Genomic DNA, 25,053 nt, shown 5'->3' on the forward strand with positions numbered 1-25,053 from the left:
TAATCGTTTGACTATCAGAAGAAAAATTAATGATAAATCAAATTTTGTTTTAAATCCTCTTTTTCCGATACTCAAATGGGAAATAATCCATTTTTTTATTATATCTTTGCTCAAAGTTCCTTGATTTTCATTTTGTTATGCAAAACAAAAATGCTAAAAATTCTTGGAACTTTTACTTTTCCTTCAAAAAAGTTTAGACAGGTTTTTTATAAAGAATTGATTATTCTTCCTTAAAGGCTTTTAATTTTTGAATTAATTTTGGAACTACTTCAAAAGCATCTCCAACTATACCATAATCAGCAGCTTTGAAAAAAGGAGCGTTTTCATCAGTATTAATAACGACTTTTACCTTTGAAGCGTTCACACCTGCTAAATGTTGTATGGCTCCCGAAATTCCGATGGCAATGTACAAATTGGTAGCAATTGGTTTTCCTGTTTGTCCCACGTGTTCTTCGTGAGGTCGCCAATCCATATCAGCAACAGGTTTTGAACAAGCCGTTGCAGCTCCCAGAACTTCAGCCAATTCCTCAATCATTCCCCAGTTTTCAGGTCCTTTTAATCCTCTTCCTCCTGAAACAACGATAGATGCATCATCTAAAGAAACTTTCCCACTATTTTTTTCAACACCATTTATCGTAATATTGAAATCATTTTCTGTCAATGAAGGAGAAAAATCTTCTACAGAAATAGTTACAGGATTTTCTTTTAGTCCGTAAGCGTTTCCAGCCAAACTAATTACTTTTTTAATCGTGGTGATTTTTGTCGCTCCAATGGCTTTGTTAGAGAAAATATTACTTCGTACGATAAAATTATCAATATCTTCAGGAAGTGAAATCACATTTGAGATGTAACCTGCTTGAAGTGCAACAGCTAAAAAGGGGGCTATTGATTTTGAATTTGAAGAAGAACTCAGCACAATAATTTGGCTGTTCTCTTTTTCTGCAACTTGTTTTAAAACAGATGAATAGGCTTTTGAGGAAAAGTGATTTAATTTTTCATCTTTAATGCGTATTACTTTATCCACGCCATAATTTCCTAAAAGAGCTGTATCGTCAGTATTTACCACAACGGCTGTGACAGATGTACTTTGTTTATCAGCAAAGGCTTTCGCGTATGAAGCCACCTCAAAGGCAGATTTTTTTAATTTTCCGTTTTCGGAATCGGCATATATTAATATTGACATTTTCTTACTTTTTAGTTTTTAAATTTAATATTCTGTAAATCAACCTGATTAGGATTATAGTACTTTTGCTTCATTATGCAGAAGATTGATTAACTCGTCTAAATTATCAGGAGAAATCATTTTCACAGGTTGTTTCGCTGGAAGTTTTTCAAAACTAACCGTTTCAGTCTTATTATCAGAGTTTTCTGATTCTAAAATCCTGATTTGCTTAGTTCGGGCAGCCATAAGATTTCTCATATTCGGGATACGCAAATCCTTATCTTGTACTAAACCTTTTTGTCCTGCAATAACAATCGGAAGTTGTGTAGAGATTTTTTCTTTTCCACCATCAATTTCACGTTCAGCAGACACTGAATTTCCATCAACTTCTAAATTGATACATTTGTTAATAAAAGGATAATCCAGAAGTGCAGCAACCATTCCTCCAACCATTCCTCCATTATAGTCGATAGATTCTTTTCCTGTGATAATCAAGTCATAATTACCTTCTTTGGCTATTTTAGCGATTTGTGAAGCTACAAAAAATCCGTCAGAAGCAACAGCGTTGACACGTATAATATCGTCAGCACCAAGGGCAAAAGCTTTTCGTAAGGTTGGCTCCGTTTCAGCAGTTCCTACATTGATTAGGGTGACAGAAGCTCCGAATTTTTCTTTTAAAATAATGGCTTTGGTAAGTCCGTATTCATCGTTAGGATTTATAATGAACTGAATACCATTGGAATCAAACTTGCGATTTTCGTCAGTGAAATTTATTTTTGAAGTAGTGTCAGGAACGCTACTTATGCATACTAATATCTTCATAATACTCAAGTAAATTAAATTGAAATACGACAAAGGTCATAAAAAAATAGATATTACACAAGTATTTTCGGTAAGAAAAAGGTTTTTAGATTTGTCTACTCTTGGGGATTTTTTGTAGTTGATTTGTGTATTTATTCGCTTTTCGCGTTCTTTGTGAGAAAAATACAGATAATATTTACAAAATCAGTTTGTTTAGTTTCCGAATTTTAAATTCATATATTCTGTATTGTTGATGTATTTTGTTTAAAAATCAGTTAGTTATGGCTACTAATAAGAATGCACTTATCCGATATAAAACCATTGATGAGTGTTTGAGAAATACTGGAAGACGTTGGACTTTGGAGGATTTGATTAATGCCTGTTCTGATGCCCTTTATGAGTATGAAGGTAAAGATGATATGGTAAGTAAACGTACAATCCAGTTGGATATTCAAAATATGAGAAGCGACAAAATGGGATATAATGCTCCTATTGAAGTATTTGAAAATAAGTATTATAGATATTCCGACCCAGATTATAGCATCAAAAACACTCCAATATCGCAGAATGATATCAAATTGATGGGAGATGCGATACAATTGTTGAAAGAATTTAAAGATTTTTCTTTCTTTAAAGATATGAACGGAATTATTCATCGTTTGGAAGATTCTGTTTTTGGGAAAGACAGCCAAAATTCTACAATAATTCATTTGGATAAGAATGAACTTTTGAAAGGGTTGGAGTACATTGACCCTGTTTATAGAGCTATACAACGAAAGAAAGTATTAGAGATTGATTATAAGTCTTTTAAATCTCGGAGAGTAAATGTTTTAGAAGTACACCCACAATTTCTGAAGGAATTTAACAATCGTTGGTTTGTAGTTTGTCACCATAAAACGACATTACTTACATTGGCTTTAGATCGAATAGAAAACTTAAAAGAGGTTGATACTAAGTATATTAGTAGAAATCTCAATCCTGATGAATATTTCAAAGATATTGTGGGAGTGACAGTTTCAGAGGGAAATCCAGTGGAGGAGGTGGTCTTTTTTATAGATAAAGAAAATGCAAACTACGTCAAAACCAAACCTTTTCACCATTCACAAATTGTTTTGGAGGAAAAAGAAAACGGAACAATATTTAAGATTAAAGTTCGTCATAATTTTGAGTTGGAACGTTTGTTTTTAGGATTCGGAAATTCGATAGAAGTGATTAGTCCTTGTAGATTTCGTCGAAAAATACTTTCTGTTTTGAAAAAAGCAATTGAAAATTATTCTTCTGAAAATCAGTGAATTGTTTTTATAAACGAAAAATTCCCATACAAAAATAGACTACAATTTCTGTATGAGAATTCTTAAGATTTCTAAAGAAGTTAAATTAAACCTTCTTGTACCAAATTATGCAGATGGATTACACCCACGTATGTATTGTTCTCAGTAACCAATAGTTGGGTGATTTTGTTTGTCTCCATAACATCAAGAGCATCAATGGCTAAGGTGTTTGCTTCAATTGTTTTAGGATTTGCAGTCATAATATCTTTTGCTGTTAGCCCTGTTATGGTGTCGGTTTTGCTTAGCATTCTTCGTATATCTCCATCTGTAACCACACCAATGATGTCTTGTCCATCAACTACAGCGGTGGCTCCGAGCATTTTTTCTGAAATCTCTACAATTACTTTTTTGATGTCAGTTTCAGGTGAAACTTGTGGTTTTTGGTTATTTGCTACGATGTCTGATACTTTCAAATACAAACGCTTACCTAAAGCTCCGCCAGGGTGATATTTCGCAAAATCACTACTTCCAAATTGCTTCATTTCTAATAGACATATTGCCAGAGCATCTCCTAAAACTAATTGAGCTGTGGTACTTGTGGTAGGAGCTAAGTTGTTTGGACAAGCTTCTTTTTCAACGTGAGCGTACAAAACGCAATCTGCTTGTTGTCCCAAAACCGAATTTTTATTCGATGTGATAGCAATTAACTTATTATTGCCTCTTTTTAGCAGAGGAACGAGTACTTTTATTTCAGGAGTATTTCCACTTTTTGAAATACAAATGACAACATCATCCTTTTGAATGATTCCCAAATCGCCGTGAATGGCATCAGCTGCGTGCATAAAGATGGCAGGAGTACCCGTTGAGTTCATTGTAGCTACAATTTTACTGGCAATAATAGCACTTTTCCCAATTCCAGTGATAACAACTCTTCCTTGTGAATTTAGTATATAATTAACTGATTTTGTAAAATTATCATCTATAAAATCGGTTAATTTTAAGATTGCTTTCGATTCTTCTTCAATTGTTTTTTTGGCAATTTCTATGATTTTTTTAGCTTCCATCAATTTTTTTACTTTTTTTATTGTCAATTAAAAAAAATGTTATACTTTTATGTTCGCAAAGTTAGATAAAATATAGATATAATTTAGATGGAAACGGCTAAAAATGATTTACAGAATGCTTTGAAGCACTACTTCGGTTTTGATAGTTTTAAGGGGCATCAACAGGAAATTATACAAAGCGTTATCAAAGGAAAAGATACATTTGTTATTATGCCAACAGGAGGAGGAAAATCGTTATGTTATCAGCTTCCTGCATTGGTTCTGAAAGGCACGGCTATTGTTATATCTCCACTGATTGCACTGATGAAAAATCAGGTAGATGCAATGCGTGGGATTTCATCAACAGATAGTGTTGCACACGTTTTAAATTCATCACTTACCAAAAGCGAGATTCGTGAGGTAATGGATGACATTAGTAATGAAAAAACAAAATTATTATATGTAGCACCTGAATCTTTAATTAAAGATGAATATGCTAACTTTCTGAAAACAATTCCTATATCGTTCGTAGCTGTTGATGAAGCACATTGTATTTCGGAATGGGGACACGATTTCCGTCCGGAATATCGTAATATACGAACCATTATTGACCGATTGGGAGAAGATATTCCTGTTGTTGCGTTAACTGCAACAGCCACACCAAAGGTTCAGGAGGATATTCTAAAAAATTTAGGAATGTCCGATGCGAATGTTTTTAAATCTTCATTTAATCGTCCTAATCTATATTATGAAGTACGTCCGAAAACGAAAAATGTAGATGCTGACATCATTCGTTTTGTGAAGCAAAATAGCAAAAAATCTGGAATTATTTATTGTTTAAGTCGAAAAAAAGTAGAGGAACTTGCTCAAACACTGCAAGTTAATGGAATAACAGCAGTTCCATATCACGCAGGTTTGGACGCCAAAACTCGAGCCAAACATCAAGATATGTTTCTTATGGAAGAGGTTGATGTAGTTGTTGCTACAATTGCCTTTGGTATGGGAATTGACAAGCCCGATGTGCGGTTCGTAATTCATCACGATATTCCAAAAAGTATCGAAAGTTACTATCAGGAAACAGGACGTGCGGGACGTGATGGAGGAGAAGGGCATTGTTTGGCTTTCTACTCTTACAAAGATGTGGAGAAACTGGAGAAATTTATGGTTGGAAAGCCCATTGCTGAGCAAGAAATTGGTCAAGCTTTATTGCAGGATATCGTTGCATATGCTGAAACTTCAAGTTTCCGTCGTAAATTTATACTACATTATTTTGGAGAAGAATTTGATGAAGTAAATGGTGAAGGTGCTGATATGGACGATAATGTCCGACATCCAAAAACAAAAATTGAAGCTAAAGATGATGTTGTTAAGTTGTTGAATGTCATAATATCTACTAAGCAGAAATTTAAAGCAAAAGAGATTGTAAATACATTGGTAGGAAAAGTAACAGCCCTGATAAAGTCACACAAAATTGATGAACAGCCTTTCTTTGGTATTGGTAAAGAAAAAGACGATTTGTACTGGATGGCATTGCTTCGTCAAGTGATGGTTAATGGTTTGATTCGTAAGGATATAGAAACCTATGGGGTGATGTTCATTACAGATAAAGGACGTAAGTTTCTCGAAAATGTGACATCGTTTATGATGACCGAAGACCACGTTTATGAAGAAGATGTTGAAGATGTAAATACTTCAGGGGGAGGTGTTGCCGATGAAGTCCTTTTAGGAATGCTAAAAGATTTACGAAAAAAAGTTGCAAAGAAAAAAGGTGTTCCTCCATTTGTTGTTTTTCAAGATCCTTCTTTGGAGGATATGGCTTTGAAATATCCTATTACAATTTCGGAACTTACGAATGTTCACGGAGTTGGGGAAGGAAAAGCTAAAAAATACGGAAGTGAATTTATTGAATTGATAGGCAGGTATGTAGAGGAAAATGATATTCTTCGTGCTGAAGATTTGATAGTGAAAACAACAGGGTCTAATTCTTCATTGAAACTATATATTATTCAGAATGTAGACAGAAAATTACCTCTACCAGATATTGCCAAGGCTAAAGGTTTGGAAATGGATGAGTTTTTGAAAGAATTGGAACAAATTGTTTATAGCGGTACAAGATTGGATATCAGCTACTATATCGATGAAATTTTTGATGAAGAGCAACAGGAGGAACTCCACGACTATTTTATGGAAGCTGAAACAGACAAAATTTCGGTAGCCTCTAAAGAATTTGATGGAGATTATGAAGATGACGAGCTTCGTATGTATCGTATCAAATTTATCAGTGAAGTTGCTAATTAGTTTATTTTTAGTTGTTTGATGAATTTTGATTGTGTTTCTGAAAGAAAATAACAAACTATATTTATAAAAAGGAGTTAAATTTTAAGAAAAAAGATTATTTGTATTTGTGATAACAACCTGTACAAAATAGTATAATTTTTAAAAATCAGCTCAATTAAATAATGTTAAAAAATAAAAAAAGTTTTTTAATAGTTGTATAAGTGATATTTTTTTTAGACTTTTGTGGCAACAATGTTAACATATAAATACTAACAAAAAATAAGATTTTATGGAAGAGAAAGAGTTTTTAGACAATGAAGAAATCTTCTCAAAAGTTCTGAGAGCAGGTAGAAGAACTTATTTTTTTGATGTGAGAGCTACACGTGCGAAAGATTACTATCTTACGATAACGGAAAGTAAAAAATTTACTCACGAAGATGGGTCGTTCCATTACAAAAAACACAAAATTTACTTGTATAAAGAAGATTTTGAATTGTTTAAGGAAATTTTGAACGAGATGACTAACTATGTTTTCGAAGAAAAAGGAGAGGAGGTTATTTCAGAACGCCATCAAAAAGATTTTAAGAAGACTTTTTATAAAGAAGAAATAGGAGTTGGAGGCTCATTCAAAAACTTCAATTTTGAGGATATAAATTAAAAGTTTTTTATCTTTTTAACAATTTTGTAAAGGAGAATTTTTCGATGAGAGATGTTCTCCTTTACATTGGGTTCATTTTTTGTCGAGGATGAAATTTTGTGAGAACTTCCCTTAAGTGAGAATTCTCTACGTGAACGTAAATCTCTGTGGTTGTTATGCTTTCGTGACCTAGCATTGTTTGGATAGCACGTAAGTTTGCTCCATTTTCAAGTAAATGTGTCGCAAATGAGTGTCGAAAAGTGTGGGGACTTATCTTCTTTTTCAAGCCTGTATTTTCTGCAACTTGCCTAACAATAGTAAAAATCATTGCTCTTGTTAGTTGTTTTCCTCTTCTGTTTAGAAAAATAAAATCTTCGTGCCCTTTGGTGATTTTTAGCTTTTTCCGTTGGTGGTTTATGTAATTTTTGATTTGTTTTTGTGTAAATTTTCCAATTGGGATAAGACGTTGTTTATTCCCTTTTCCCATAACTCGAATAAAATCTTCTTCAAAAAACAAGTCAGACAAACGCAATGATATAAGTTCTGATACACGAAGTCCACAACCATAAAGTGTTTCGATGATAGCTTTATTTCGGTGTCCTTCATCTGTGCTTAAGTCTATTGAAATCAGTAAATTATCAATTTCTTCTAAAGAAAGTGTGTCAGGAAGTTTTAATCCAATTTTGGGACTTTCGATTAGGTTCATCGGGAAATCTTCTCTGCTTTTTTCTGATGTTATAAATTTAAAAAAACTTTTCAAAGCTGAAATAAGACGTGCTTGTGAGCGAGTGTTTAATTCCTTTGAAACTTCGTAGATGAATTGACGTAATGTATCTACCGAAATGGTAATAGGAGTTTCGTTTATCCCGTATTTTTCAAGGTAAGATATGAGTTTTTCAATATCCAACCCATATGAAGCAACAGAATTTTTTGACATTCCTCTTTGAAATCGTAAAAAATACTGATATTCAGTTAGGGTAGTACGCCATTTCATAGTTTTTTACAATTTTGAAGTATAAATTTTGATTTTCGAGTTAATTTCGTAGTAAAATTATAGTTTTTCTTTCATTTTTTCTACAACTTTATAAGCTATAGGGCAAATTTCCGTGTTTTTTATCGTTAAATTTGCAATTTGATAGATTTTTTTTCGGTCAGTATGTGGATATTCACGACAAGCTTTTGGGCGAACATCATAGATTAAACAATAATTGTCTGGAGCCAAAAAAGGACAAGGCATCGACTGAAAGATATAGTCATTTTCTTCATCAATTTTTAAATATTTGGTAATAAAATCTGAAGGTTTTAATCGTAAGTATTTGGAAATACGTTCAATATCTATATTTGTTAAAAGCGGTCCCGTAGTTTTGCAACAATTGGCACAAGTTAAACAATCTATTTCATTTGTTACTTCATCGTGAATTTCTTGCACTTTATAATCAAGATTTTTTGGAGGCTTCTTTTTCAGTTGAGTAAAGAATCGTTTATTTTCATCTTTCTTTTCTTTGGCAAGTTTTTGTAGTTTGTTAATCTCCATTTTCTTCCATTTTTATCGAAAGTTCAAACCAACGTTCTGTTTTCTCTTCTAAATCACGTATTATTTGCTCCAATTCAGCCGATTTTTCATAAATTTCTTCAGAATTTAAGTTTTCTTCAGAAAATAATGTCTCTAATTGCATTTTTTTATCTTCCAATTGAGGAATTTCCTTTTCTAATCTGTTGAATTCTTTTTGTTCGTTGAAAGAAAGTCCTTTTAAGCCATCTTTTCGCCACGTATTTTTGGTAGTTTCTTTCTTTTCAGGAGCTTCCTCTACAGGAGGTGTACTTTCCTCATACACGCGAAAATCTGTATAATTTCCAGGAAAATCTTCAATCACGCCATTACCTCGAAAAACGAACAGATGATCAACAATTTTATCCATAAAATAACGGTCGTGTGATACAACTAAAAGGCAACCTGGATAATCTAACAAGAAATTTTCTAAAACATTCAGCGTTACAATGTCCAAATCATTAGTAGGCTCATCTAAAATCAGAAAATTGGGATTTTGAATTAAAATAGTGCATAAATACAACCTTTTCAGTTCACCTCCACTCAATTTTTCAACATAATCATATTGTTTTTTACGATCAAACAAGAAACGCTCTAATAATTGTGCTGCTGAAAGTGTTTTCCCTTTGAGTAAGGGAATGTATTCACCGAATTTTTGAATTACTTCTATAACTTTTTCTCCTTCCTTTACTTCAATGCCTGATTGAGTGTAATATCCTAACTTAATTGTATCACCAATTATAATTTTTCCACTATCTGGCTGTATCTTTTGTGTTAAAAGATTTAAAAAAGTCGATTTTCCTGTGCCATTTTTGCCAATGATGCCAATACGTTCGCCACGGATGAAGTTGTAGTCGAACTTATTTAGAATCATAAGTTCATCAAACTTTTTACTCACATTATGAAACTCTACAATTTTGCTCCCCAATCGCTCCATATTGATTTCCAGTTGAATAACGTGTTCTTTTCTGCGTTTGTGAGCCTGTTCTTTGATTATGTAGAAGTCATCAATACGTGATTTTGATTTGGTAGTTCGGGCTTTGGGTTGCCTTCGCATCCAATCTAATTCTTTAACGTATAGGTTTTTAGCTTTCTCTACACTTGCTTGTTCCTGAGCCAATCGAAGTTCCTTCTTTTCAAGAAAATATGAGTAATTTCCTTTGTAAGTGAAAAGTTCTCCGTTGTCCAATTCTATAATTTCATTACAAACACGTTCAAGAAAATAACGATCGTGAGTTACCAAAAAAAGTGTGATATTTTCTTTAGCAAAAAATTGCTCAAGCCACTCAATCATTTCTAAATCAAGGTGATTCGTTGGCTCGTCTAATATTAATAAATCAGGTTTACTGATAAGTACATTGGCTAAAGCCAACCGTTTTTTTTGTCCACCTGAAAGGCTTTTTATTTTTAGTTGCAGATTGTCAAGCTTCAGTCGAGAGAGAATTTGTTTGTATTGTGTTTCAAAATCCCAAGCGTTGTACAGCTCCATTTTTTCAAAGGCTTTCTGATAGGCTGTTTCATTTTCAGGGTTTTGTAAAGCATTTTCGTACTGCTGAATTACTTTCAGAATGGGGTTTTCAATTGAAAAAATAGATTGTTCGATAGTTAAATCTTCGTCAAATTCAGGATTTTGCGATAAAAAAGCGATGTGTATGCCATTTCTGGAGACTACTTTTCCGCTGTCAGGTTGGTCTTTACCTGCAATAATATTCAAAAGTGTTGTTTTTCCTGTTCCGTTTTTGGCTACAAATGCAATTTTTTGGTCTTTATTGATGCCAAACGAAATATTTTGAAATAAAACACGTTCTCCAAATGATTTTGAAATATTTTCTACAGATAATAAATTCATTGATAACAGATTATATTTGATAAAGATACATAACTAAAAGTAAGCAAAGTTTCTAAATACACAGAAAATATTCGGATTATTGTTGTTGAAAAATGAAATTTCGAAATATTTTGGTATTCGGATAGCTTTTAAGAGTGTTGGAATAAAGAGAATTATTTTTTTATAAGTCGTTTGTTAATGTCTTTAATGAGTTTTGGTCCCTCGTAAATAAATCCTGTGTAAAGTTGAATAAGTGATGCACCTGCCTCAAGCTTTTCTAACGCATCTTCCACAGAATGAATACCTCCAACGCCAATAATAGGAAAAGATTTTCCACTCCTTTCACTTAAAAAGCGGATAACCTCTGTAGAACGTTTTGTTAAAGGTTTGCCACTGAGCCCACCAATTTCATTTTTATCAGGTGATAACAAACCTTCGCGTGAAATGGTTGTATTTGTGGCTATTACACCTGCGATTTTAGTATCTTTAACAATATCAATAATATCTAAAAGTTGTTCATCAGTTAAATCAGGTGCTATTTTTAGTAAAATTGGTTTTTGCTTTTCTTTCTGCAAGTTTAATTTCTGTAAACTATTTAACAAAAGTGTAAGAGGTTCTTTTTCTTGTAAAGTTCTTAAATTGGGAGTGTTAGGAGAGCTTACATTCACCACGAAGTAATCCACATAAGGGAATAACTTTTCAAAACATATACTATAATCGTTCACTGCTTCCTCATTTGGTGTAATCTTATTCTTACCAATATTTCCTCCGATGATTACATTTTTATTTTTTTTAAGTTGCTTAATAGCTTCTTCAACTCCTTGATTATTAAAGCCCATACGGTTGATGATTGCTTTATCTGCTTTGAGTCGGAATAATCGTTTTTTGGGATTTCCAGGCTGTCCCTTTGGGGTAATGGTACCGATTTCAATAAATCCAAAGCCTAAATTGGATAATTCTTTGTATAATTTTGCCTCTTTGTCCAAACCTGCTGCTAATCCCACAGGATTTTTAAACTTTATTCCGAAAACCTCTCGCTCCAACGAATGGTGTTCAACTTTATATATGGAACGGATAAGAGTCGGGATTCCAGGTATTTTGTGAATAAATTTTAGCCAAGAGAATGTTAAATGATGTGCTTTTTCTGGATCTAAAGAAAAAAGAATTGGTTGAATAAAGCGTTTGTACATATTCTTAAAATATATTTTTCAGATACTCTGCAAAAATAATTACTTTTTCGCAAAATATATTATATAAAAAAAGAGATTTTCATAATTGAAAATCTCTTTCTTGTGGGAAGAGCAGGATTCGAACCTGCGAAGACATAGTCAGCAGATTTACAGTCTGCCCTCGTTGGCCACTTGAGTATCTTCCCAAATGCGGGTGCAAATATACATATATTTTTTTAAAATAAAAGCTTTTTGTGAAAAAAATATTTATTGATTGAAAGTGAATGGATTAAAGATTATGGAAATAATAATAATTGTAGTAAATATAATTGTTAATATGATAATTTTGATATATATAAATTGAAAAAAAGACAATGTTTGTTGTTAAAAATAGAATAAAATTAGTACCTTTGCACCCGAAAAAATTTAAAAAACTTTAACATATGGATTGGATAGTAAACCTATTTTCAAACCACGAAAGCGTGGCTTACACAGTGATTATTTACAGTATTGTCATTGCATTAGGAGTAGCTCTGGGAAAGATTCGTTTTTGGGGTATTTCTTTCGGAATTGCTTGTGTTCTTTTCGCAGGAATTGCTGTAGCCCATTTTGGCTTTACGGTAGATGGTCACATTCAGCATTTTGTAAAGGAATTCGGACTTATTTTATTTGTTTATACGATTGGTTTACAGGTAGGACCAGGTTTCTTTGCTTCGTTTCAGCAAGGAGGAATTAAGTTGAACAGCTTAGCCGTACTTTCGGTAATTGCCTGTGTTCTTACAGTAGTTGGTTTGCATTATGCAACAGGTACAAGAATGGCAGAATTGGTAGGGATTATGTCAGGAGCCGTTACCAACACTCCTGGGTTAGGAGCTGCTCAACAAGCAATTGTTGATGTTTCATTAGAAAGAGGAGCGTCGCAAGAAGCTATTAATGGTATATTGTCTAACGTATCTAACGGTTACGCTGTAGCATATCCTTTTGGAGTTTTAGGAATTATTTTAGTGATGATGGTTCTGAAATATGCTTTGAAAGTGAACTTAGACGCAGAAAAGAGATTGAATCAATGGAAAATCAATAAAAATAATTCAACAGTTGATAAGATAGCCGTGTATGTTGAAAATCCAATTTTATTCAATAAGCATATTGCTATTATTAAGCAAACTTTAGGAATGGATTTCGTTGTTTCACGTCTGTATCGCGGGGATAACATACTTTTGGTTGATAAGGATACATTCCTTAAAGAAGGTGATATTTTGCTTTTGGTAGGTAATCCGAAAGATTTCGAACGTCTTTCTACTTTGGTAGGGAAGAAAGCTAACTTATCGTTATTTGAGGGTGAGGCAACAAATATCATTTCACGCCGAATGAACGTTACGAACAAACAAGCTTATACAAAAAAATTAGGTGAGATTAATGTTCGTGAAAAGTATGGTGTTACCATCAGTCGTGTGTATCGTGCAGGGATTGAATTTGTTCCAACAAAGGAAACGAAGTTGCAATTCGGTGATACTATTACAGTTGTAGGAGATGAGGAACATATCAAATTGATTGAAAAAGTATTTGGGAACTCTAAAAAGCGTTTGCAACATCCGCACATTGCTGAACTTTTCTTCGGAATTGTACTTGGGGTGATTTTAGGTTCTATACCTTTGTATATACCTGGAATGTCTTCACCTGTGAAACTTGGTTTGGCGGGAGGTCCGCTTATCGTTGCGATTTTAATTAGTCGTTACGGAGGACGTTTTTCAGTTACACACTACGTATCACATAGTGCTAATCTGATGGTTCGTGAAATTGGGATTGTGCTTTTCTTGGCAAGCGTTGGTTTGGGAGCAGGACAAGGATTTATCAAAACACTTTCAGAAGGAGATGGGCTTCAGTGGATGTTGATGGGAGTTGCCATAACACTTATTCCGTTAATTGTTGTTGCATTAACGGCTCGTTTTTATTTTAAATTGAATTTCCTTGAAATTTGTGGATTGCTTTCAGGTTCACAAACCGATCCACCTGCTTTGGCTTTTGCTCACGACGTTACGGGGTCAGATGCTCCAGCCGTGACGTATGCAGCTGTTTACCCATTAACGACCTTTATGAGGATTATGGTGGCTCAGTTACTAATTGTTCTCTTTTTATAAAAATTTATCCGAAATAAAATGTTATAATAAAAAACTCAAGATATATAATATCTTGAGTTTTTTTATAAGAGTTATTCATCTAATAATTCAGTAAAACTTCTATTTTCTCTAAACTCTCTCCCAAAGATAAATTATCCATAGTGATAATATAATTTGCTTTTGTGTAGAATGTATTTCGCTCAAAGAGATGTTTTCTGATGAAATCTTCTAAATCTTCATCTTTTAAATCTGAAATTAAGGGACGAGATTTTTTTTCTAAAAGCAATCGTTCTGTTAATGATTTAGGAATATACTTCAAATAAAAGGTATTTTTAGTTGATTTGGATACTAATTCCATATTATTTCCAAAGCAGGGCGTTCCACCACCTAAAGCCAAAACAAAATCCCTTTTGGAAAGAAGTAACTCATTCAAATAAAAGGATTCTTTCTTACGGAAGTAAATTTCTCCTTTTGTGTTAAAAATTTCTTTGATAGAAGTGTTTTCTTTCTCTTCGATATATGTGTCCAAATCGATAAATTGGAGATTTTTTCTCTGGGCAAGGGCTTTTCCTAATGTAGATTTTCCACTTCCCATATAACCTAATAAAATTATTTTCATATGTAACTTTTTGTTTATTAGTGTTTTTGATAGAAAAATAAAAATATGATGCAAAAATAATTAATTTTTTGTTGCTAAATAAAAAAAAAAGCTATACATTTGCACCCGCATTCAAGAAATGAACGATGACTTGGTAGCTCAGTTGGTAGAGCACAACACTTTTAATGTTGGGGTCCTGGGTTCGAGCCCCAGCCAGGTCACAGGGTTATACAATTTGTTTTTTTATTTTTTAATGACTTGGTAGCTCAGTTGGTAGAGCACAACACTTTTAATGTTGGGGTCCTGGGTTCGAGCCCCAGCCAGGTCACAGAAAAAGTTAAGTTTTTGCTTAACTTTTTTTGTATTAATATGGTTTTGATGCCTACGTGGAGAAATTGGTAGACTCGCCATCTTGAGGGGGTGGTGCTTTCGGGCGTGCTGGTTCGAATCCAGTCGTAGGCACATAAAATAACCGACTAATATAGTAGTCGGTTGTTTTTTTGTTATTCAGCTTTAATCATTCTCGCATTCCCTAACAAATCATTTTTTAGTTCTACTTTTTCAAATCCCTCTTTTATAATTGTATTTTTGGTTTCTTCTCCCAAATACTGATTGATTTCAAAGAATAATTTTCCTCCTTCATTGAGTGATAATTTTGCCAGTTGGGCGATTTTTTCATAGAAAATCAGAGGCTTTTCATTTGATACAAATAAGGCTAAGTGAGGCTCGTAGTTTAGTACATTGTTACGAATTTCTTTTTTCTCTAATTCCCGTACGTAAGGCGGATTTGAAACAATAATATCATATTTTTCTGGCATAAAATCGACTTCCAAAATGTTTTTTTTAAGAAAGTGAATGTTTACATTGTTTTCAATTGCATTTTTTTGTGCTATTGCAATAGCCTTTTCTGAGATATCCAAGGCAGTTACTCTGGCGTCGGGTAAAGCTTTAGCAAGGGAAATTGAAATACAGCCACTTCCACACCCAATATCTAAAATACTTATTGGCTTATTGTGAGTTGTTTCAGAAATAATCCAATCAACTAATTCTTCAGTTTCTTGGCGAGGTATCAGCACATTTTCATCAACAAAAAATCGATTTGAAAAAAACTCTGTTTCTCCCAATATGTATTGTATAGGTTTTTCGGATTTTAGTTCGTTTACTGCATTTAAAATATTTATTTCCAAAGAGCTATCTAAATCTTTTTCTGGATAAAGGAGTATGTCTGTTTTGGAAAGATTTCCGTAGAAATTCAACAACATAAAATAAAAAACCTGAATTTCTTCCTTTGGATAAAGAAAATTCAGGTTTTGATATAAATAATTTTTTAAGTCTTTTATTTTCAAAATGTCAGTTTAATTGTAATTTTTGACCTACTTTTATTTCATTACTTGTTTTCTCATTCAAATTATTAAGTTTCATAATTTGCTGAATGGAAACTTGTTGTTCTCTGGCGATTTTGTAAAGTGTATCACCTGATTTTACTATATAATATTTTGTTTTGTTCTGATTTTCAGTTGATTTAGGAGCTTCTGAAATGCTGGGTTTAGGAGTGCTTGCTACTCGAACTTCTGCTTTTGAAGTTTCTATTGGCGTATTTGTTTTCGGAGTACTAGCAACATTTCCATTAGGATTTAAAACTTGTTGGTCATACTCATATAATTTATGTTTTTTGATGAGCTGGATTAGTTTTTTGGCATATCCAGGATCTGTTGCGTATCCCGCCTTTTTTAAGCCGTGAGCCCAACCAACGTAATCATCAGGTTCTAAGTCAAATAGAAAAGCATATCGGTTGCGATTTACTAAAAAGGTAGAATGATCTTCAAACGATTCAAAAGCATACTTATATCGACGGAAACATTCTCCTTTTTCATCATCGTCGTGTGTCATCGTTTTACCTTGCCAAGATGAATGGCATTTGATTCCGAAGTGGTTATTACCGTGTCTTGCCAATTTTCCTTGTCCAGAACCACTTTCCAAAATTGCTTGAGCCAGTGTAATACTTGCCGGAATTTTATAGCGTTGCATTTCCACCATAGCAATTTCTTTATAATCATCAATATATTTTTGCGTTACAGAGGGAGTTACCTGAACAGCAGGAGGGATTTCGTGGTAATATTCTTCTGAATTATGATACTTTTTCGGATTTACGACAGCCGTATTTTTTTTAGGAATTGTATTTGTTGAAGGTCGTTGCCCACGATAGGTTACTCGCTTCGGATTTTTCTTATTTTTATAATATTTTGAAGAACAAGAAGAAAGAACAAATATTGCAAGTAAAAATATGCCGATTTTTTTAATCATAGTTTAATGTTTCTTGATTTTTTTTAGCTCTTTTTTGATTTATCCCTTGAATACCTTGCAAACCACCTGTGTGGATAGCCAATATTTTGGTATTGGGTTTAAAAAAGTTTTTATTTGAAAGTGCAAAAATAGCAAAAATCATTTTACCTGTGTAAATTGGGTCTAATGAAATTCCCGTTTTTTTGTTAAAGTTATTCAAAAAAGATATTAGTTCGTCAGAAACCTTAGCATATCCGCCAAAATTATAGTCGTGAATTAGTCGCCAATTGGTTTTGGAGGTATATTGCTTTATCACATCAGAAAGAAACTCGCCTTTCAGAGCAGGGAAACCTAACACTATTTGGTGAGCAAAACTTGAATTGATAAGCCCTGAAATAGTTCCTCCTGTTCCTACAGCCGAGCAAATTACGTCAAATTTGCTATCTTGTTTGGTTAAAATTTCTTCACAACCTTTTACTGCAAACCCATTTGTTCCACCTTCAGGAACGATGTAGGTATCTGAACCATAATCCTTTTTAAGTTGGTGTAAGAATTCATCAGTATGTTTTAGGCGATAGTTTTCACGAGAAATAAACTGAAAGTCCATTCCGCATTTTTGAGCAAAACTTAATGTCGGATTTTCATCTATTTTCGAGAGTAATTCTTCTCCTCGAATGATGCCAATGGTTTTTAACCCCATTAATTGTCCTGCTGCTGCGGTGGCTGCAATGTGGTTAGAATAAGCCCCTCCAAAGGTTAGTAATTGTGTCTTACCTTCTTTTTGTGCTTGTAGAATGTTGTATTTTAACTTCCTGAGTTTATTTCCTGATACAAAGTGATGATTTTTATCTTCTCGTTTGATATGAAGTGAAATTCCATTAGGTAAAGGAATGTTTACAAGCTGATTTTCAATATGTGTATTGTTAAAGTTAAGAGGTTCCATTGCTATAAAGTTAGGATTTGGTAATCGTGCAAAGGTAGAAAATAATTACAGATTTTTGGTTAGAAGACGCTATTTTGTCGGCTAAATGCTACTTCTTATAACTTGAGATTTGTTCTCTTCTGTCATTTTGTCAGATTTCTTCCTTTGGCACAATCATTGACTATTAGATGCTCGAAGCCCAAAGCGGAGCAGTTTCGTCTAAGGTGATAAATAAATGTTGAATTAAAAATAAATTAAGAATATGAGCAAAATTATTGGAATAGACTTAGGAACAACCAACTCGTGTGTTTCTGTAATGGAAGGTAATGACCCTGTGGTAATTACCAATGCCGAAGGTAAAAGAACCACTCCTTCTGTAGTAGCTTTTGTAGAAGGAGGCGAAATAAAAGTAGGTGACGCCGCCAAACGTCAGGCGGTTACCAACCCAAATAAAACGGTTTACTCAATCAAACGTTTTATGGGGAACAAATTTTCAGAGTCAGATAAAGAGGTAGGTCGCGTACCTTACAAAGTGGTAAAAGGCGATAACGATACGCCACGTGTGGATATCGATGGAAGATTGTACACTCCGCAAGAAATTTCAGCAATGATTCTTCAAAAAATGAAAAAAACTGCCGAAGATTTCTTAGGACAAACCGTAACCGAAGCCGTTATCACCGTTCCTGCATACTTTAACGATGCACAGCGTCAGGCAACCAAAGAAGCAGGAGAGATTGCAGGACTTAAAGTTCGTCGTATCATCAACGAGCCTACCGCCGCTGCTTTGGCTTACGGATTGGACAAAAAACACAACGACCAAAAAATCGTGGTATTTGACTTCGGTGGTGGTACGCACGATGTATCTATCTTGGAGTTAGGCGATGGCGTATTCGAAGTACTTGCAACTGACGGAGATACACACCTTGGAGGTGATGATGTAGATGAAAAAATCATCAATTGGTTAGCCGAAGAGTTTCAGGCAGAAGAGCAAATGGATTTGCGTAAAGACCCAATGGCGTTGCAACGTCTTAAAGAAGCTGCGGAAAAAGCCAAAATCGAGCTTTCTTCTTCTACACAAACCGAAATCAACTTGCCATACATCACGGCTACGGCAACAGGTCCAAAACACTTGGTGCGTACCCTTACTCGTGCAAAATTCGAGCAATTGATTGATGATTTGGTAAAAAGAACCATTGAGCCTTGTCGTACCGCTCTTAAAAATGCAGGACTTTCAACAAGCGATATTGACGAAGTGATTTTAGTAGGAGGTTCAACCCGTATTCCTGCGGTACAAGAAGCCGTTGAGAAATTCTTCGGTAAGAAACCAAACAAGAGCGTAAACCCAGACGAGGTAGTTGCCGTAGGTGCAGCCATTCAAGGAGGCGTTCTGACAGGAGATGTGAAAGATGTGTTGCTACTTGATGTTACTCCGCTTTCATTGGGTATCGAAACAATGGGCGGTGTGATGACCAAATTGATTGATGCCAACACCACCATTCCAACTAAAAAGTCGCAGGTGTTTTCAACCGCTGCCGACAATCAGCCGAGTGTAGAAATTCACGTATTGCAAGGTGAAAGACCAATGGCAAACGATAACAAAACCATAGGACGCTTCCACTTAGATGGCATTCCACCAGCACCGCGTGGCGTTCCTCAAATCGAAGTAACGTTTGATATCGACGCTAACGGAATTATCAAAGTTTCGGCAACCGATAAAGGAACCGGCAAATCGCACGACATCCGAATTGAAGCCTCATCAGGACTTTCACAAGAGGAAATCGAGAAAATGAAACGCGAAGCCGAAGCCAACGCCGAAGCTGACAAAAAAGCCAAAGAAAAAGCCGATAAAATCAACGAGGCAGACTCAATGATTTTCCAAACCGAGAAACAACTCAAAGAGTTTGGCGACAAACTTCCGGCAGACAAGAAATCAGGCATCGAATCCGCTTTGGAAGAGTTGAAAAAAGCACACCAAAGCCAAGATTTGGGACAAATTCAACCTGCTTTGGACAGAATCAACGAAGCGTGGAAACAAGCCTCCGAAGACCTTTACAAAGCACAACAAGCCCAAAGCGAACCACAACCTAACACAGGCGGTCAGCAACAACAAAACGGCGACAACGTGCAAGATGTAGATTTTGAAGAAGTGAAATAAATATTGATTAGCAATAATCATTAACAATTATAAAATCGCTGTAAATAATTTGTTTACAGCGATTTTTTTATTTTGAAACATTCCTATTTTTATTGTTGTTAATTGTTTTTTATTATATATTTGCATCATATTTGTACCGCGTCTTAATTAGCTATAATGTGCGCTTTATAATCCTTATTTGTGCTTAAATGATTTTTATTAAAAGAAAAATGTAGTAATTATGGGATTTAGTAAACTAAAAATACCTAGAATTTGTGAACAGTGTGGAAATCCTTTTGAAGCAAAGACAATAGTTACCCGTTTTTGTTCGCACTCTTGTGCAGATAGAAATGGAAAAGAGCGTAAAAAAATCGAAAAAGCAGAAAAAGAAAAAGAGCTAATTTTACAAAGGTATGCGGATAAAATTGCAATTTTGAATATTCGTGAATATATTTCTGTAAGTGAAGCTGTTATTCTTTTTGGTATTTCAAAAGATACAATCCATAGACTCATAAAAAGGAAAGTTATACACAGTGTTAATTTAGGACAACGATTAACTAGAATAAATCGTCTTCATTTGCAGGGACTATTTTCGAAGGTAGAATATTCGGTGGATGAAAATGAGTCTGAAAATATAGATTATAATATTGACGAATGTTACACATTGTCAGAAGTTAGTGAAAAATTTGGAGCGAATCCTTCCACTGTAAGTAATGCCATCAGAAAGTATAAAATACCTAAGAAGAAGATTGGAAGTTATGTATATGTACCTAAAAAAATGATTGATAAAATATTTCTGAACATATGAGAAAACTACGGAACACGAAAGTAACAGTCAGACTTAGAAAGGCTGAGCATAGGGATGAATGGTTCGTTTACCTTGAATCTTATCCTGTTGAAGATTCCAATAAAGAAAAGCCTCAACGCATTCGAGAATATCTGAATAGGAGTGTGAAAACAGTTGTATTTGATAAAAATAGAGTTGCTCGTACGGGTGAAAAGGTGTCGTATAAGCCCAAGAGGGATGAAAATGGCATAATCGTATGTAAAAGCAATACAGACCAAGAAACAATGATATTTGCCGATAATGTTCGAAAGATAAGACAGAAAGAGTATGACAATATTGTGTTACTGGGAGAAGATGAGAGAGAAAAGCTTAAACAAAAGGAATATTCTCAGCAGAATTTTATTCAATATTTTGAGCGACTCACACGAAAACGGCATAAAAGTGATTCAAAATCTATTCAAACGAATTGGTATATTACAGCCAAGTTTCTGAAAATGTTCAGAGGAGATTTTGTGAGCTTTTCAGAAATAGACAATAAATTCTCGGAAGACTTTAAACACTTTCTTCTATCTGCTCCATATATCAAAGGAAGGAAAGGAACGTTATCTCACAATACAGCATCTACATACTTTTCTATTTTCAAAGCAGCACTAAAACAAGCCTTTACTGAGGGTATTATCACCACAGACCTATCTGCGAAAATAAAAGGAATTCCCAGTAAGGAAGTTCGAAGAGAATATTTGACTATGGTAGAGCTAAACAATTTAGCCTCAACACCTTGTGAAAATGAAATTTTACGTAGAGCTTCTCTTTTTTCTGCACTTACAGGATTACGTCTCTCTGATATCCAGAAGCTAAGATGGAAGGAGATTAGTATAGAAAATGGTCAAGCCAAGTTAAATTTCACGCAGAAGAAAACCAAAGGAGTAGAGTATATGCCTATTTCGGAGCAAGCATTACAACTTTGCGGAGAAGAAAAATCTCCTGATGCTTTAGTTTTTGAGGGATTGCCCGATTCCTCTTGGATTTCTCGTCCATTAAGAAAATGGTTGCAAAAATCGGGAATTCAGAAACATATTACTTTTCATTGTTTCAGACATACTTTTGCTACTTTGCAATTGGCTAATGGTACGGATATTTATACCGTAAGTAAGATGCTTGGACATACTAATGTCAACACCACACAAGTGTATGCGAAAGTGATTGATGAAAAGAAAAATAAAGCGGCGGAAGCTATAAAAATAAAACTCTAAAAACAACATATGGTAACAAATAAAATTGATAGGATTTTTATTTATATAGCAGTTGTAATAGCGTCTTTATTAGTTGGGATTGTGACAAGTTCATTGATGATAAGAGAAGGAATGAATGAATTTACTGCTTTCATATTTTTTGTGGTAGGATTTTTGTCATCAATACTATTTTATTTAGGAATTACTATTCTGTTAGATATTTTCCTAGGGATGTTTTTTGCAAAGAAAACAAAACCACTGACAAAAGATAAACAATCTAAGGATGATTTCAGCAAAGACAATTTTGAATGTGGTGAAGATGTTGAATCAAAGTCAATAATAATTGATAATATTAGTCAAACAAATTTTCATTTGAAATCAGAATTTGTCCACAATTTTTATGAGAATAGTACAAACGATAATGTAAGTGATACAAATTTTACGAAAAGCGAAACTTGCAATGCAAACAGAGATGATAAATCTGAAAAAGAGAAAGAATTATTGAAAAAAAAGCAGGGCATAGCAATAAATTATACTAAGGAAATTTTTAAAGATTTTCTGGAAAAAGAAAATATTGATATTATATGTAATGCTCTAAAGGCTTATTCTGAAGGTGAAATGGATTTTACAGGTTTTTCTCTCGCTAGAATCGAAAATTTGACCAATCAAGATTTATATCATTTCGGATGGAATATCTGGAATCACTTTAAAGTTACTGACCAACTAAAAATGGCTGAATTTTTGAAGGCGGTTTTTACAGAATCTTTAAAAAACATTGAAATAAAATCAATAAAGAGCCATCTTAAGGATAATGAAAAAGAGGGAAAAATTATAATAAGAGAAGAGTTATAACATTATTCGCCTCCGTGATTTGTCTGTGATTTGCAATAACATTAAATTTTTTCTAAAAAAGTACTATCTATTATATAAGCACATAAAAGATTAATATTCATTACTTTTTGTACAAAGGGATATTATTACTGATTACTAAAAATGAGTGTTTTCGCTTGTGATTGAGTGTTTTTTCAGTCACAAGCGAATTGTTTTTTACGTTTGCGCCATAATTTTAAAAAGATATGTTATGGATGTAAGAGAAATCTCATTTGAAAATTTGCCAAAGGCTGTAGCTTTTCTGTCTCATCAGATAGAAGAGCTCAAAGCTATTATTGAAAACATACCAACGGTAGAACCTACCGAAAAGAAAAAGCCTATTGGTGTAGAACAGGCGTGTGAAATAATAGGAAAAGCAAAACCAACACTCTACACGTTGGTTAGGAAAAGGCAAATTCCTCATTGCAAGAATGGAAAGAAACTCTATTTCTATGAAGAGGAATTGTTAGACTGGATTGCGAAAGGTAAGAGAAAAACTATTCAAGAAATAGATGAAATGGTTTTTCAAAAAAAGATTAAGTAATTTTAATTGAATCTTATAATGGAAAAAATACTTAATCCCTACATCCGCGTTGGCACCACATATTATAAGCTCATCGAGCGCCCTCAAATTTCTGGCGATAAGGTAGCTACACTGAGCAAGTGGAGCAGAGAAACCATTATCCAAGACCACGGCAGAAAATTCATCTATGATATTCCGAAATACGATGGTTTTTGCTGTATCCCTAATCATCTGAATTACAGAAAGACGATTGATAATTTTTACAATATTTATAACGAAATTCCACATCAGCCGAGTGTTTCGAAAGTTTCGGAAGATGAAATTCCGTTTTCTATTTCTTTTCTGCAGCATATTTTTGGTAGTCAAGTAGATTTAGGGCTTGATTACCTGAAAATTCTGCTGGAAAATCCTACTCAAATTTTGCCTATTTTGTGTCTTGTTAGTAAAGAGCGAGCCACAGGAAAGACGACTTTTTTGAAATGGCTTAAAGAAATTTTCGGTCTTAATATGACCTACATCAAAGGAGATTCTTTTGGTAGCCAATTCAATTCGGATTGGGCTTCAATGCTTCTCATTGCCATTGATGAGGTGTTTTTTGATAAGAAAGAAATCACCGAAAGGCTTAAATATCTCTCCACCACTAATAAGGATAAATTAGAACATAAGGGAAAAGACCGAGAGGAAATTGATTTTTTCGGAAAGTTTATTTTGTGTTCCAATAATGAAGACAATTTTATTCAAATTGATGAAAATGAAATCCGATTTTGGGTTTTGAAAATCAATCCGATACAATATGAAAATACCGATTTTTTAGAAAACCTAAAAAGTGAAATACCTTCTTTTCTTAAATATTTGATTGATAGAAAATTCCACTCTGAAAAGAAAAGCCGAATGTGGTTTACCCCTGAAGATTTGAAAACTAAAGCACTTCAAAAACTTATCCTCAAAAACTCAAACAAGCTGGAGGCAAAAATGGTCGAACTTTTTTATGAATTTTTTGAAGCCAATGAAGTGCAGGAAATCAGCGTAGTTCCGCAAGATATTTTGAATATGCTTACGAAAATGTTTCGGCAACTGAATTTTTCTCGCAATGATGTACGAACCATTTTGAAGGAAAAATGGAAATTGGAACCGCAGAAAAACGGGCTGGCTTACATTCGTCACGATATTGACTATTCAGGTGATTTTATGCAAAGTAGTTCAGTTGGAAGATATTTTAACATTCCCAGAGATTTTATTCTTCAAAAATATGTTGATTTGTTGAATTGATCCTTTAATTGAATAAAAATCAAATAAATACAAAATCAACAAAGTTCTCAACAAACTTTTAAAACTTCAATTTTGTTGAGCATTTGTTGAATAAAAAAAATCCATTTTGTTGAATTGTTGAAGATATGTTGAGCGTTTAAAAAACACTCAACAAGATAGTTACGTTCTTTTCTCAACAATTCAACAAAAAACAAAGACGATAAAACTCGGAAAATAAGCGAGTAAAACCTAACATTTAATTTAACAATTTTAAAGAGTAAAAAATATTTAATAATGAGAGGTGAAAATTGTAGATGATGAGCTGAAAACAAGTTAATCCTTTTCTTTCTGCAACCTATGCAGAAAAGTTTTGCTTGTTTTTGAGTGCAAAAAGTACCCATTGTTTACAAAAAGCATGGGTCTTTAATGTAGAGTATGGGTCTTTTTGGTTTTCTCCTATCGTCGAAAACACATTGTAAGTAACTAGAATCTAATAATTAGCGATATGAAACAGGATTTTTTAAAAGAATTTGTCACCCAAATTTTCGAGCATCAAGAGCAAAAAAATGCAGAAGAAAAAAAGAAAAATCATTTTCGGGATA

21 protein-coding genes and 4 tRNA genes are annotated in these 25,053 nt (G+C 33.7%); 13 read left to right on the top strand and 12 right to left on the bottom strand.

All coding sequences use genetic code 11. The features are described 5' to 3' along the window. Positions 1-220: 220 nt before the first annotated feature. A complete protein-coding gene (locus YW9_RS0106925) occupies positions 221-1,183 on the bottom strand; it encodes an electron transfer flavoprotein subunit alpha/FixB family protein (protein WP_018279463.1) in 963 nt (320 codons plus the stop codon). Positions 1,184-1,237: 54 nt separating this feature from the next. Then, positions 1,238-1,984 (bottom strand): electron transfer flavoprotein subunit beta/FixA family protein, encoded by a 747-nt coding sequence (locus YW9_RS0106930; protein WP_018279464.1) that lies wholly within the window; start codon positions 1,982-1,984, stop codon positions 1,238-1,240. A gap of 260 nt (positions 1,985-2,244) precedes the next feature. Between YW9_RS0106930 and YW9_RS0106935 the strand changes: the two genes are divergently transcribed. Then, complete coding sequence (locus YW9_RS0106935; protein WP_018279465.1) at positions 2,245-3,255, top strand: helix-turn-helix transcriptional regulator; 1,011 nt, start codon at positions 2,245-2,247, stop codon at positions 3,253-3,255. Between the two features lie 80 nt (positions 3,256-3,335). Here the strand turns inward: YW9_RS0106935 and YW9_RS0106940 are convergent, their stop codons facing one another. Then, complete coding sequence (locus YW9_RS0106940) at positions 3,336-4,298, bottom strand: KpsF/GutQ family sugar-phosphate isomerase (RefSeq protein WP_026193883.1); 963 nt, start codon at positions 4,296-4,298, stop codon at positions 3,336-3,338. 87 nt (positions 4,299-4,385) lie between these two features. Between YW9_RS0106940 and recQ the strand changes: the two genes are divergently transcribed. Together recQ and YW9_RS0106950 are read left to right on the top strand one after the other, a co-directional pair. Continuing rightward, the gene (recQ, locus tag YW9_RS0106945; protein ID WP_018279467.1) at positions 4,386-6,575 is read left to right on the top strand and encodes a DNA helicase RecQ; all 2,190 of its coding nucleotides are present in this window, start codon (positions 4,386-4,388) and stop codon (positions 6,573-6,575) included. Positions 6,576-6,843: 268 nt separating this feature from the next. Further along, the gene (locus YW9_RS0106950; RefSeq protein WP_018279468.1) at positions 6,844-7,212 is read left to right on the top strand and encodes a PUR family DNA/RNA-binding protein; all 369 of its coding nucleotides are present in this window, start codon (positions 6,844-6,846) and stop codon (positions 7,210-7,212) included. A gap of 61 nt (positions 7,213-7,273) precedes the next feature. On the opposite strand, the gene xerD is transcribed toward YW9_RS0106950, so the two are convergent. The 5 genes from xerD to YW9_RS0106975 all read right to left on the bottom strand — a co-directional run bounded on the left by xerD (position 7,274) and on the right by YW9_RS0106975 (position 11,943). Then, a complete protein-coding gene (gene xerD, locus YW9_RS0106955) occupies positions 7,274-8,185 on the bottom strand; it encodes a site-specific tyrosine recombinase XerD (RefSeq protein ID WP_018279469.1) in 912 nt (303 codons plus the stop codon). 57 nt (positions 8,186-8,242) lie between these two features. Next, positions 8,243-8,725: a YkgJ family cysteine cluster protein gene (locus tag YW9_RS0106960; protein ID WP_018279470.1), complete on the bottom strand. Its 483-nt coding sequence runs from the start codon at positions 8,723-8,725 to the stop codon at positions 8,243-8,245. Beyond that, positions 8,715-10,589: an ABC-F family ATP-binding cassette domain-containing protein gene (locus YW9_RS0106965; protein WP_018279471.1), complete on the bottom strand. Its 1,875-nt coding sequence runs from the start codon at positions 10,587-10,589 to the stop codon at positions 8,715-8,717. Before YW9_RS0106965 ends, YW9_RS0106960 begins: the two co-directional genes overlap by 11 nt. A gap of 152 nt (positions 10,590-10,741) precedes the next feature. Beyond that, complete coding sequence (locus tag YW9_RS0106970) at positions 10,742-11,758, bottom strand: quinone-dependent dihydroorotate dehydrogenase (protein WP_018279472.1); 1,017 nt, start codon at positions 11,756-11,758, stop codon at positions 10,742-10,744. A gap of 103 nt (positions 11,759-11,861) precedes the next feature. Beyond that, a tRNA-Tyr gene (locus YW9_RS0106975) sits at positions 11,862-11,943 on the bottom strand. A 237-nt stretch (positions 11,944-12,180) separates the two neighbouring features. Between YW9_RS0106975 and YW9_RS0106980 the strand changes: the two genes are divergently transcribed. Then, positions 12,181-13,875: a putative transporter gene (locus YW9_RS0106980; protein ID WP_018279473.1), complete on the top strand. Its 1,695-nt coding sequence runs from the start codon at positions 12,181-12,183 to the stop codon at positions 13,873-13,875. 79 nt (positions 13,876-13,954) lie between these two features. Here the strand turns inward: YW9_RS0106980 and YW9_RS0106985 are convergent, their stop codons facing one another. After that, positions 13,955-14,473, bottom strand: a complete 519-nt coding sequence (locus YW9_RS0106985) for a shikimate kinase (protein WP_018279474.1) — start codon at positions 14,471-14,473, stop codon at positions 13,955-13,957. Between the two features lie 127 nt (positions 14,474-14,600). Here YW9_RS0106985 and YW9_RS0106990 point away from each other — a divergent pair. The 3 genes from YW9_RS0106990 (at position 14,601) to YW9_RS0107000 (ending at position 14,914) form a co-directional block, all read left to right on the top strand. Beyond that, positions 14,601-14,673 (top strand) — tRNA-Lys (locus YW9_RS0106990). 34 nt (positions 14,674-14,707) lie between these two features. After that, positions 14,708-14,780, top strand: a tRNA-Lys gene (locus YW9_RS0106995). A 52-nt stretch (positions 14,781-14,832) separates the two neighbouring features. Continuing rightward, positions 14,833-14,914 (top strand) — tRNA-Leu (locus YW9_RS0107000). A 41-nt stretch (positions 14,915-14,955) separates the two neighbouring features. Here the strand turns inward: YW9_RS0107000 and prmC are convergent. From prmC to YW9_RS0107015, 3 genes are read right to left on the bottom strand one after another with little or no spacing between them, the layout of a single operon-like run. Beyond that, positions 14,956-15,798 carry a peptide chain release factor N(5)-glutamine methyltransferase gene (prmC, locus tag YW9_RS0107005; protein ID WP_018279475.1) on the bottom strand — a complete coding sequence of 281 codons (843 nt, stop codon included), beginning with the start codon at positions 15,796-15,798 and terminating at the stop codon, positions 14,956-14,958. A 4-nt stretch (positions 15,799-15,802) separates the two neighbouring features. Then, on the bottom strand, positions 15,803-16,756 hold the full coding sequence (locus tag YW9_RS0107010; RefSeq protein WP_018279476.1) for a glucosaminidase domain-containing protein: 954 nt from the start codon (positions 16,754-16,756) through the stop codon (positions 15,803-15,805). Beyond that, on the bottom strand, positions 16,749-17,678 hold the full coding sequence (locus tag YW9_RS0107015) for a 1-aminocyclopropane-1-carboxylate deaminase/D-cysteine desulfhydrase (protein ID WP_018279477.1): 930 nt from the start codon (positions 17,676-17,678) through the stop codon (positions 16,749-16,751). The genes YW9_RS0107010 and YW9_RS0107015 overlap by 8 nt, the downstream gene beginning before the upstream one ends. A gap of 241 nt (positions 17,679-17,919) precedes the next feature. Here YW9_RS0107015 and dnaK point away from each other — a divergent pair, with 241 nt between their 5' ends. The 6 genes from dnaK (at position 17,920) to YW9_RS0107045 (ending at position 24,472) form a co-directional block, all read left to right on the top strand. Then, the gene (gene dnaK / locus YW9_RS0107020) at positions 17,920-19,812 is read left to right on the top strand and encodes a molecular chaperone DnaK (protein ID WP_018279478.1); all 1,893 of its coding nucleotides are present in this window, start codon (positions 17,920-17,922) and stop codon (positions 19,810-19,812) included. Between the two features lie 220 nt (positions 19,813-20,032). Beyond that, complete coding sequence (locus YW9_RS0107025; protein ID WP_018279479.1) at positions 20,033-20,599, top strand: helix-turn-helix domain-containing protein; 567 nt, start codon at positions 20,033-20,035, stop codon at positions 20,597-20,599. Beyond that, positions 20,596-21,831 carry a tyrosine-type recombinase/integrase gene (locus tag YW9_RS0107030; RefSeq protein WP_018279480.1) on the top strand — a complete coding sequence of 412 codons (1,236 nt, stop codon included), beginning with the start codon at positions 20,596-20,598 and terminating at the stop codon, positions 21,829-21,831. The genes YW9_RS0107025 and YW9_RS0107030 overlap by 4 nt, the downstream gene beginning before the upstream one ends. A 9-nt stretch (positions 21,832-21,840) precedes the next feature. Beyond that, the gene (locus tag YW9_RS13075; RefSeq protein WP_155848741.1) at positions 21,841-22,662 is read left to right on the top strand and encodes a hypothetical protein; all 822 of its coding nucleotides are present in this window, start codon (positions 21,841-21,843) and stop codon (positions 22,660-22,662) included. A gap of 229 nt (positions 22,663-22,891) precedes the next feature. Beyond that, positions 22,892-23,224 (top strand): helix-turn-helix domain-containing protein, encoded by a 333-nt coding sequence (locus YW9_RS0107040; RefSeq protein ID WP_018279482.1) that lies wholly within the window; start codon positions 22,892-22,894, stop codon positions 23,222-23,224. 18 nt (positions 23,225-23,242) lie between these two features. Continuing rightward, complete coding sequence (locus YW9_RS0107045; RefSeq protein WP_018279483.1) at positions 23,243-24,472, top strand: primase-helicase family protein; 1,230 nt, start codon at positions 23,243-23,245, stop codon at positions 24,470-24,472. Positions 24,473-25,053: the final 581 nt, after the last annotated feature.

The organism is Capnocytophaga cynodegmi DSM 19736, assembly GCF_000379185.1.
Classification (GTDB): Bacteria; Bacteroidota; Bacteroidia; order Flavobacteriales; family Flavobacteriaceae; genus Capnocytophaga; species Capnocytophaga cynodegmi.

Bases quoted from the DNA above. Each gene is read 5' to 3' on its own strand.
- dnaK (WP_018279478.1), top strand. From the start codon at position 17,920: ATGAGCAAAATTATTGGAATAGACTTAGGAACAACCAACTCGTGTGTT.
- YW9_RS0106940 (WP_026193883.1), bottom strand. From the start codon at position 4,298: ATGGAAGCTAAAAAAATCATAGAAATTGCCAAAAAAACAATTGAAGAA.
- YW9_RS0107030 (WP_018279480.1), top strand. From the start codon at position 20,596: ATGAGAAAACTACGGAACACGAAAGTAACAGTCAGACTTAGAAAGGCT.
- YW9_RS13075 (WP_155848741.1), top strand. From the start codon at position 21,841: ATGGTAACAAATAAAATTGATAGGATTTTTATTTATATAGCAGTTGTA.
- recQ (WP_018279467.1), top strand. From the start codon at position 4,386: ATGGAAACGGCTAAAAATGATTTACAGAATGCTTTGAAGCACTACTTC.
- YW9_RS0107045 (WP_018279483.1), top strand. From the start codon at position 23,243: ATGGAAAAAATACTTAATCCCTACATCCGCGTTGGCACCACATATTAT.
- YW9_RS0107040 (WP_018279482.1), top strand. From the start codon at position 22,892: ATGGATGTAAGAGAAATCTCATTTGAAAATTTGCCAAAGGCTGTAGCT.
- YW9_RS0107010 (WP_018279476.1), bottom strand. From the start codon at position 16,756: ATGATTAAAAAAATCGGCATATTTTTACTTGCAATATTTGTTCTTTCT.
- YW9_RS0106980 (WP_018279473.1), top strand. From the start codon at position 12,181: ATGGATTGGATAGTAAACCTATTTTCAAACCACGAAAGCGTGGCTTAC.
- YW9_RS0107015 (WP_018279477.1), bottom strand. From the start codon at position 17,678: ATGGAACCTCTTAACTTTAACAATACACATATTGAAAATCAGCTTGTA.
- YW9_RS0106960 (WP_018279470.1), bottom strand. From the start codon at position 8,725: ATGGAGATTAACAAACTACAAAAACTTGCCAAAGAAAAGAAAGATGAA.
- YW9_RS0107025 (WP_018279479.1), top strand. From the start codon at position 20,033: ATGGGATTTAGTAAACTAAAAATACCTAGAATTTGTGAACAGTGTGGA.
- YW9_RS0106935 (WP_018279465.1), top strand. From the start codon at position 2,245: ATGGCTACTAATAAGAATGCACTTATCCGATATAAAACCATTGATGAG.
- xerD (WP_018279469.1), bottom strand. From the start codon at position 8,185: ATGAAATGGCGTACTACCCTAACTGAATATCAGTATTTTTTACGATTT.
- YW9_RS0106970 (WP_018279472.1), bottom strand. From the start codon at position 11,758: ATGTACAAACGCTTTATTCAACCAATTCTTTTTTCTTTAGATCCAGAA.
- YW9_RS0106985 (WP_018279474.1), bottom strand. From the start codon at position 14,473: ATGAAAATAATTTTATTAGGTTATATGGGAAGTGGAAAATCTACATTA.
- YW9_RS0106925 (WP_018279463.1), bottom strand. From the start codon at position 1,183: ATGTCAATATTAATATATGCCGATTCCGAAAACGGAAAATTAAAAAAA.
- YW9_RS0106930 (WP_018279464.1), bottom strand. From the start codon at position 1,984: ATGAAGATATTAGTATGCATAAGTAGCGTTCCTGACACTACTTCAAAA.
- YW9_RS0106950 (WP_018279468.1), top strand. From the start codon at position 6,844: ATGGAAGAGAAAGAGTTTTTAGACAATGAAGAAATCTTCTCAAAAGTT.
- YW9_RS0106965 (WP_018279471.1), bottom strand. From the start codon at position 10,589: ATGAATTTATTATCTGTAGAAAATATTTCAAAATCATTTGGAGAACGT.